Raw genomic sequence first — 8,521 nt, forward strand, 5'->3', positions numbered from 1 at the left:
ATATATTTGGTATGCAAATAAGTTACAATTACATATTAAATAAATGAAGGAATCACCAATATTAATCAAACAATTGCAAGGGAAAAGCAATTGAAGAATTGGCATAAAGAGTGGAAATTAAATTTAATTGGAAAGTTACATCCAACTTTAAAAACATTAAAATATCAATAAAAAAATGAGATGCTGAAAACACTGTCTGTTAACAGGCAGAAGTTTAACATGACAATATAATGATTCAACCTATTTCCATAACCAGCTTATCAAGTCTATCACCTTTAGGGAAAACCCCTGAAGATATTTGGCAAGCTTATAAAAATAAACAGCATTATTTTTCTACCAAACATAAAAATTTAGTTGCAGAACTCCCAGAGGAGTTAAAAAAGGAAATCAAAAAACTTAGAGCTTCAGATAGCAAGTACAAAGCTTTGGATGATACCGTTTTGTTTGCTCTTTACCCCGCAAGACAAGCCGTAAAACAAGCAGGTTGGCAAACAACCGATAACTTTGGAGTCAATATTGGCTCTTCAAGAGGAGCAACGGCACTTTTTGAAAGTCATTTTGAGTTTTTTCTTAAAAAAGACAAAGTAAAACCCTTAAGTTCGCCAACAACAACTTTGGGCAATATTTCTTCATGGGTAGCTCACGATTTACAAACTCAAGGCCCCGAAATTTCACATTCCATTACCTGTTCTACAGCATTACATGGATTATTGAATGGCATTGCCTGGATACATTCTGGTATGTGTAACAAGTTTTTGGTTGGAGGAAGCGAGGCACCTTTAACCCAATTCACCATCGCTCAAATGCAAGCGCTTAAAATTTATTGCCATTCGGAACAAAGTGAAGAACTTTACCCTTGTCAAGCTTTAAATTTAAATAAAAAACAAAATACCATGATTTTGAGTGAAGCTGCCTCCATGACTTGTTTGGAGCAAGGTCATACACCCAATGCCTTGGCAAAAATTATTGGAATAGGTTTTGCCACTGAAATCTTGGAACATAGCGTTTCTCTTTCCACTGAGGCCATCTGCTTCCAACGTTCCATGAACATGGCTTTAGGAAACCTTGATCCCAACCAAGTAGATGTAATTGTAACCCACACACCAGGAACCATTAAAGGAGACCTGGCAGAATTCACTGCTATTAAAAAAGTGTTTGGCGATAAACATCCAGCTTTAACCTGTAATAAGTGGAAATTAGGTCATAGCTTGGGAACCAGTGGCATGCTAAATTTGGAGATGGCTTTAGGCATGTTACAACATCAAGAGTTTATTTCCATACCATATTTAGAGCAAGAAACACCAAAAAAAATAAAGCATGTTTTAATAAATGCAGTTGGTTTTGGTGGTAATGCTGTATCTGTGTTATTAACGAAATAGTTATATTTACCTTTATAAATCTTACTTATGAAACATTTGTTCTTTTTTCTTTGTTTACCCGTTTTGGGTTTTTCGCAAGTCGATCCAAACATTTTCGAAAAATTCGAATCCAAATTTTATGAAATTGATGGTTATAACATCAATGTAGAAGTCTTGGGCGAAGGCGATCCTATTTTCTTTTTACCAGGAGGACCGGGAAATTCCCACGATTATATGCAAGGGAATTTCGGACAATACTATAAAACCAATACCGTGGTTTTTTTCGATTTCTTGGGAAGGGGAAAAAGTGATGATGCCAAAGATGTCTCAGAATATTCCGTTGAAAACGATGTAGCACTTATTGAAAAACTAAGACAGGTTCTTGGTTATACTAAAATCTCATTGGTTGGGCATTCCTACGGAACGGTTCCTGCTCAGGCCTATGCTATAAAATATCCAGAACAAGTGGATAAAATGGTCTTGATTAATGGTTTTCATTCTGGAGCCATGTGGCAAGCCAATTGCGATAGCTACAATCATTATGCTAAAACCCATTTCCCCGAAAAATGGAAACAAGTCGATTCCCTTCGTGCTCTGGGCTATGTGTCCAGTCAAGAACCGTTAAAAACGGTTTATGGCAATTTTCCAACCAAATATATTTATTACCACAATACCAGCTTAAAACAAAACGTGCCAAAGGGAAACTATAGAGGTTGGGCTAATGATGTGTATGTGGAAATTATTGGTCGGGATGGCGATTTTGATGTATCTGGAAGTATGATCAACCAAGATTACAGGCAACAATTAAAAGATGTTAAAGCAAAAACCTTAATTATAGCAGGCAGATACGATGGTGTTTCCACTCCAGAGTTTGCTGTGCAGTACAAAACCTTTATGCCACAAGCACAGTTTGTAATGTTTGAGCAAAGTGCTCACAATCCGTATTTGGAAGAACCAGAAAAATTTTATGAGCTTTTTGAGAGTTTTTTCAATATAAAATAAGTTATTTTTGAACCATACTTGAAACTAACAACATGAGTAAAATAAGACACAACTGGACCAAAGAACAGATTTTAGAGATATATAACAAACCTATGATGGAACTGCTTTACGAAGCAGCAACCATACATCGTTTACATCATGATCCCAATGTGGTTCAGGTGTCCACCTTGCTTTCCATTAAAACAGGAGGCTGCTCAGAAGATTGTGGCTACTGTCCTCAAGCTGCACGTTACCACACCAACATAGAGGGCAACGATTTAATGACTGTTCAACAAGTAAAAGCACAAGCCTTACGTGCTAAAGAAACGGGAAGTTCCAGAGTATGTATGGGAGCAGCATGGAGAAACGTAAAAGATGGTGAAGAGTTTGACCAAGTTTTGGAAATGGTAAGAACCATTAATAAACTGGATATGGAAGTATGCTGTACCTTGGGAATGGTAACCGAAAACCAAGCCAAGCGTCTGGCCGAAGCTGGTTTATACGCTTACAATCATAATTTGGACTCATCGGAAGAATACTATAAAGAAGTGATTTCCACACGTGGTTATCAAGATAGGTTAGATACCATAGAGAATGTTCGTAAAACCAATGTAACGGTTTGTTCTGGAGGAATTATTGGTATGGGAGAATCTGTAGAAGACAGAGCAGGTATGCTTGTGGCTTTATCCACTTTAAATCCGCAACCAGAATCCACACCTATAAATGCTTTGGTTGCAGTGGAAGGTACACCTTTGGAAGATGAAAAACCCGTTGAGATTTGGGACATGATACGAATGGTTGCAACAACAAGAATTGTCATGCCAGAAACACAAGTGCGTTTAAGTGCTGGAAGAACTCAAATGAGTCGGGAAGGTCAAGCTATGTGTTTCTTTGCTGGAGCAAACTCCATTTTTGCAGGAGATAAGTTGTTGACTACGCCAAATCCCGATGTGAATGAAGACATGAAAATGTTTGAGCTTTTAGGAATGAACCCTCAAAAACCGTTCACCAAAAAAGTACAACCCCAAACAGTTGAGGCTTCAGACTCGCAATATCAAGCCCTGGGTGAAAAACCAAGATGGACCAGGCCAGACCATAAAATAGAACGCAACGAAATTGCTAAAGAAAAGGCAAAAACTCTCAAGTAATGTATGGTATTTGTTTTTTAACCTCTTAAATAATAGATGTTGAAATTGAATCTTCAAGATATTCCACGTGAAAAATCTATCTCTAAAGAAGATTTTTTAAAGCGTTACTTTAAACCGCAAAAGCCTGTGGTTATAGAGCAATTTATTGAAGATTGGCCAGCTTTTTCCAAATGGAACCTCAATTATTTTAAAGACATAGCAGGAGACAAAACCGTTCCTTTGTACGACGATAGACATGTATCCTGCAAAGATGGTTTTAACGAGGCTCATGCAAAAATGCCTTTAAAGGATTACATAAAGTTGCTTCAAAACGGTTCTACCAAATACCGTATTTTTCTCTGGAACATATTAAAAGAAGTACCACAGCTACAAAACGATTTTAACTATCCAGATTTAGGGTTAAAACTATTAAAAAAACTCCCAATGCTCTTTTTTGGAGGAAAAGATTCCTACACCTTCATGCATTATGATATAGACTTGGCAAATATTTTCCATGTTCATTTTGAAGGAGAAAAAGACATTATTCTTTTCGACCAAAAGCAAAACAAATTTTTATATAAAATCCCTCATTCCTTAATAACAAGGGAAGATATTGATTTCTCAAATCCAGATCTTGAAAAATGGCCTGCTTTAAAACAGGCAACAGGTTTTAAAACTACTTTAAAACATGGAGATATGCTGTACATGCCTGAAGGTTACTGGCATTATATGAAATATGTAACCACAGGTTTCTCGTTGAGCTTGAGAGCCATTCCTAGAAACCCATTTAATTTAAGTAAAGCCATATACAATATTTTGGTGATGCGTTACTTTGATAATGCCATGAGACGTATAAAAGGCCAAAAATGGATTGAATGGAAGAATGAACAGGCTGTGATTAGGACTACAAAACAAATTGGAAAGTAAAAAAACACTTTCAATTTATTGCATTTCATCGAAAAACACTGTTGTTTAGACCTTTTTTAGATTTTAAAATTTAACTTGTTGTTAAATATCCCAATTAAAAAACCTACTTATGAAAACAAAATTACTCACACTTATCTTTATTGGTGTTTTATGCCTACCTTTTTTTGGGCTTGGCAAGACACATTTAGACACCAATCCACACACACACACAATCCCAAGTGTTGTGTTCTATTTTTTTCCAACTAGCCTTTCAGGTTTTAATTATATTCACGGCTCTGGACCATCTGCAGCTCAATCGTTTCAAATTAACGATGTGTTGGCTTTAGAGAGATCTTATACCATTAATGCTTCTTTAGGTTATGAAGTGTCTTTAGAGGCTAATAACAATTTTACCAACATGCTCATCATACCTAATACCATAATAGATTTGGGTCCAGTAGATGTATATATAAGATTGAAATCCAGTATGCCTGTAGGAATTCATTCTGGAACCATACACATCTTTGCTCCAGATCCAGCAGACACCAGGCAGCAATTCAGTAATCAGGTGGATGAAATTATCAATGTTGAAGGAGAGGTTTCCAGAAAGGAAACCATATGGAATGGTAGCACCTGGAGCAATGGCATCCCAAACCTTGAAACCATTGTTACTTTATCTGGGAATTATGAAACTTCCTCAAATTCCGACTTATTGGCTTGGAGCCTGAATATTGATGCAGGTAAAACCTTAACAGTTGATAACAATACCTTTGTTAAAGTAAAAACAGACGTTATTGTGGATGGACAAATAATTGTAGAAACCCAAGGCGCTTTTGTTCAAGTGGAAGACTCTGGAGTATTTACTTTGAAACCTGGAGGACTATCAACGGTAAATAAAACAACCTCCCAGTTAGTAAATTGGTACGACTATACCTATTGGAGCTCTCCGGTAAGCAACACTACGGCAAACCAAGCATTTGCAAATTCCAATAGAAGATATTGGTTTAATGCCCAAAATTATTTGGATGTATTAATGGAAACAGACAATGGGAACACCTATGTTCCAGGGCATGACGATGTGGATGATAATGGTGACGATTGGACCAATCTTGCTGGAACCGATGTTTTGATTCCTGGTGTTGGGTACGCTGCCACACAAAAGTCTGCTGGATTTGTCTCAGGGAATACTTACGATCATAATTTTGATGGACCTTTAAACACAGGAACCATTACAACACCCATTTACTATAATGGAGATAATGGTGACAGCGATTGGAATTTTATTGGGAATCCATATCCTGGTGCCATTGATGTGGATGCCTTTTTTGCCGAGAATAGCTCTGTAATAGCTGGTTCCATTTATTTCTGGTCTCATGCTTCTTTGCCAGATGCCACAAATAATGGAAACGAAGTTTATAATTTTAATAGTGATGATTACGCAATCATTAATTCTGGAAGTGGAGAAATAGCTGGAGGAAAACCAATCATTCCCAATAGGTATATTCCTTCTGGACAAGGCTTTTTTGTGCAAGGTTTAACAAACGATGATGTGGTTTTTAATAATAGCATGAGAGTGGCAGATAACACAAGTAATTCCCAATTTTTTAGAACTGAAAATCAAGCCAATAAACTCTGGGTAAGCTTGTCATCTGATAATGGTGCATTTAACCAAGTGCTTATGGCTTATGTTCAAGGAGCTTCTAACGGGAATGATGGACTTTCCTATGATACACCAAGAAATTTATCCACAGATGCTGCTGCCATAATTTATACCTTTATTGAAAATGAAACTGAAAAAATATACGCCATTCAAGGAAAAGCAGAAAGCAGCCTGACCTTAGAAGAGGTGATTCCTCTTGGCTTTTATACCTCAATAGACGAAGCTACATTATATACCTTTACGTTGGCTAAATATGAAGGTGATTTTTTACATAACAATACGGTTTATTTAAAGGACAACTATCAGAATATAACACATAACCTTACAAATTCAGATTATGTATTTACTTCTTCAGTTGGAGAATTTAATGATCGTTTTGAGATTGTTTTTCAAGAAAACACCCTATCTATACATTCTCTGGAATTGAAAAACCAGTTAAGTATTATTGAGCTTGGAAATAATGAATTCACATTTAAAACCTCTAATATGCATTCTGTAAAAAGCCTTGAAATTTATGATGTACAGGGTCGAAAAGTTTATGTTTTGGATGGTTTTGAAAATTCCGCCACCTATAGTTTGCCAGCCTTACATAAAGCAACATATATAGCTAAGGCAACTATGGATAATGAGGTAGTGGTTACCAAAAAGATGTTAAAACGCTTTTAGTGTTTATAAGAGTAATGTTATTTAAAAGCGCAGCCAATTGGCTGCGCTTTTATTTATAGAAATTCATTTCATCCAAATATTCCCATACATGTTCTGGTAGCATAGGCTTTACATTTTTACCAGCTTTAATGGATTTTCTTATAAATGTAGATGAAAGTTCCATGATGGGAGCTTGAATGTGATGTATTTTTTCGTGACCTTTAAATTGAGTTTCTACAGTCCCTTCAGACAGACGAGGATATGTGTAAATATGGTACTGTTCCAGGATAAGTTTGTAATTTTTCCACTTGTGAAAACTCTTTAAATTGTCTTCGCCCATAATCAAGCTAAATTTGTAATCTGGAAATTTTTCTTCCAAATAGGCTAAGGTATTTATGGTGTAATTGGGTTGAGGTAAGTTAAATTCTATATCGCTAGGACTTAAGGAATCATAATCTTTGGTAGCTCTGTAAACCATTTCCAGGCGTTGGTAATTGTCAAGTAAGGTACTTTTCTTTTTAAATGGATTATGAGGTGTCACCACAAACCAGACTTTGTCTAAATCGCTGTGTTCCACCAAATGATTGGCAATAATCAAATGTCCAACGTGAATAGGGTTAAAAGAACCAAAAAACAGTCCTATTTTCATTTTTTAAAGCGTTTTGTTATGTAAAAAATTATCCACCAAAGTCTCGGCTTCCTGTAAAGCTTTTTCTAGGTTATCATTTTCTATAATAACATCAAATAAAGGAGCAGTAGCAAGTTCGGCAGACGCTTTGGCAATGCGCATATTGATTTTATCTGCACTTTCGGTTTGGCGTTTTTTCAATCTTATTTTAAGCTCGTCTATACTTGGTGGTTTAACAAAAACCGCTAGAGTTTCTTCTGGGAATTTTCGTTTAATACGCAAACCACCAGACACATCAATATCAAAAATAACATGTTTGCCTTTTGCCCAAATACGTTCCACTTCGGTTTTTAAAGTACCATAAAAGTTATCTCTGTAAACCTCTTCCCATTCCAGGAATTCCTCGTTTTTAATTTTTGTTTTAAACTCTGAAGCAGATAAAAAATAATAGTCTTTTCCATGTACCTCATTGCCTCTTTTTTCTCTGGAAGTGGCAGAAATTGAAAATTCCAAGTTTAAGTGGTCTTGTTTTAAAAGGTGTCTCACAATGGTTGTTTTTCCAGAGCCTGAAGGAGCAGAAAATACAATGAGCTTGCCTTTGTGTGCATGTTTGTTTGTCACGAATAATTTTTTAAATTTTTGAACTTTGAACTTTAAACTTTAAATCTACAACACATTTAAAAGCTGTTCTTTTATTTTCTCTAGTTCATCTTTCATTTGTACCACAAGTTTTTGCATAGGAGCATAGTTGCTTTTAGAGCCAATGGTATTTATTTCCCTACCAATTTCCTGACCTATAAAACCTAGTTTTTTTCCATTGGAATCGTCTGAACTCAAAGCAGCATTAAAATAATCCAGATGGTTTTTTAGACGTACTTTTTCTTCGGTGATATCAAATTTTTCAATGTAAAATACCAGTTCTTGTTCAAATCGGTTTTCATCCACTTTTTCTTTCAACTCTTCAACACCTTTACGTAAGCGTTCCCGGACACCTTCTATACGCTCGGGATCCATGGCAATAACTTGTTCCAATAAGGTTTCAATATTTTTTAAACGAATTCTAAAATCTGCTTCAAGCGCTTTACCTTCGTCCAATCTATAGATGTCAATATTATTTAAAGCCACATTTATTTCATTTAAAATAGCTTGCCATTCATCTTCATCAATATCGTCCCTTTCTGTATTTAGGGCATCAGGAAATCGAACAGCCATTTTT

Annotated in this window: 8 protein-coding genes; 5 read left to right on the top strand and 3 right to left on the bottom strand. The window is 35.9% G+C overall.

Annotated features, from left to right (window positions below):
* The first annotated feature begins 230 nt into the window (after window positions 1–230).
* From AACY93_RS06380 to AACY93_RS06400, 5 genes are all read left to right on the top strand, one after another.
* The gene (locus AACY93_RS06380) at window positions 231–1,379 is read left to right on the top strand and encodes a beta-ketoacyl synthase N-terminal-like domain-containing protein (protein WP_287005741.1); all 1,149 of its coding nucleotides are present in this window, start codon (window positions 231–233) and stop codon (window positions 1,377–1,379) included.
* A gap of 27 nt (window positions 1,380–1,406) precedes the next feature.
* Window positions 1,407–2,360, top strand: coding sequence for an alpha/beta hydrolase (locus AACY93_RS06385; RefSeq protein ID WP_286852979.1), 954 nt, complete (start codon window positions 1,407–1,409; stop codon window positions 2,358–2,360).
* A gap of 32 nt (window positions 2,361–2,392) precedes the next feature.
* On the top strand, window positions 2,393–3,487 hold the full coding sequence (gene bioB, locus AACY93_RS06390) for a biotin synthase BioB (RefSeq protein WP_286852978.1): 1,095 nt from the start codon (window positions 2,393–2,395) through the stop codon (window positions 3,485–3,487).
* Between the two features lie 39 nt (window positions 3,488–3,526).
* Window positions 3,527–4,393 carry a cupin-like domain-containing protein gene (locus tag AACY93_RS06395; protein WP_040491393.1) on the top strand — a complete coding sequence of 289 codons (867 nt, stop codon included), beginning with the start codon at window positions 3,527–3,529 and terminating at the stop codon, window positions 4,391–4,393.
* Window positions 4,394–4,502: 109 nt separating this feature from the next.
* Window positions 4,503–6,698 carry a T9SS type A sorting domain-containing protein gene (locus tag AACY93_RS06400; RefSeq protein ID WP_286852977.1) on the top strand — a complete coding sequence of 732 codons (2,196 nt, stop codon included), beginning with the start codon at window positions 4,503–4,505 and terminating at the stop codon, window positions 6,696–6,698.
* Between the two features lie 49 nt (window positions 6,699–6,747).
* Here the strand turns inward: AACY93_RS06400 and nadD are convergent, their stop codons facing one another.
* The 3 genes from nadD to AACY93_RS06415 form a co-directional block, all read right to left on the bottom strand.
* Window positions 6,748–7,326 carry a nicotinate (nicotinamide) nucleotide adenylyltransferase gene (gene nadD, locus AACY93_RS06405; protein WP_286852975.1) on the bottom strand — a complete coding sequence of 193 codons (579 nt, stop codon included), beginning with the start codon at window positions 7,324–7,326 and terminating at the stop codon, window positions 6,748–6,750.
* A gap of 3 nt (window positions 7,327–7,329) precedes the next feature.
* Window positions 7,330–7,926: a guanylate kinase gene (gmk, locus tag AACY93_RS06410; RefSeq protein ID WP_286852974.1), complete on the bottom strand. Its 597-nt coding sequence runs from the start codon at window positions 7,924–7,926 to the stop codon at window positions 7,330–7,332.
* Between the two features lie 45 nt (window positions 7,927–7,971).
* Window positions 7,972–8,521: DUF1732 domain-containing protein (locus tag AACY93_RS06415; RefSeq protein ID WP_287005745.1), on the bottom strand; the 550-nt coding region annotated here is incomplete at its 5' end.

The organism is uncultured Xanthomarina sp., assembly GCF_963971605.1.
GTDB classification, from domain to species: Bacteria; Bacteroidota; Bacteroidia; order Flavobacteriales; family Flavobacteriaceae; genus Xanthomarina; species Xanthomarina gelatinilytica.

Bases quoted from the DNA above. Each gene is read 5' to 3' on its own strand.
- AACY93_RS06400 (WP_286852977.1), top strand. From the start codon at position 4,503: ATGAAAACAAAATTACTCACACTTATCTTTATTGGTGTTTTATGCCTA.
- AACY93_RS06380 (WP_287005741.1), top strand. From the start codon at position 231: ATGATTCAACCTATTTCCATAACCAGCTTATCAAGTCTATCACCTTTA.
- bioB (WP_286852978.1), top strand. From the start codon at position 2,393: ATGAGTAAAATAAGACACAACTGGACCAAAGAACAGATTTTAGAGATA.
- AACY93_RS06385 (WP_286852979.1), top strand. From the start codon at position 1,407: ATGAAACATTTGTTCTTTTTTCTTTGTTTACCCGTTTTGGGTTTTTCG.
- nadD (WP_286852975.1), bottom strand. From the start codon at position 7,326: ATGAAAATAGGACTGTTTTTTGGTTCTTTTAACCCTATTCACGTTGGA.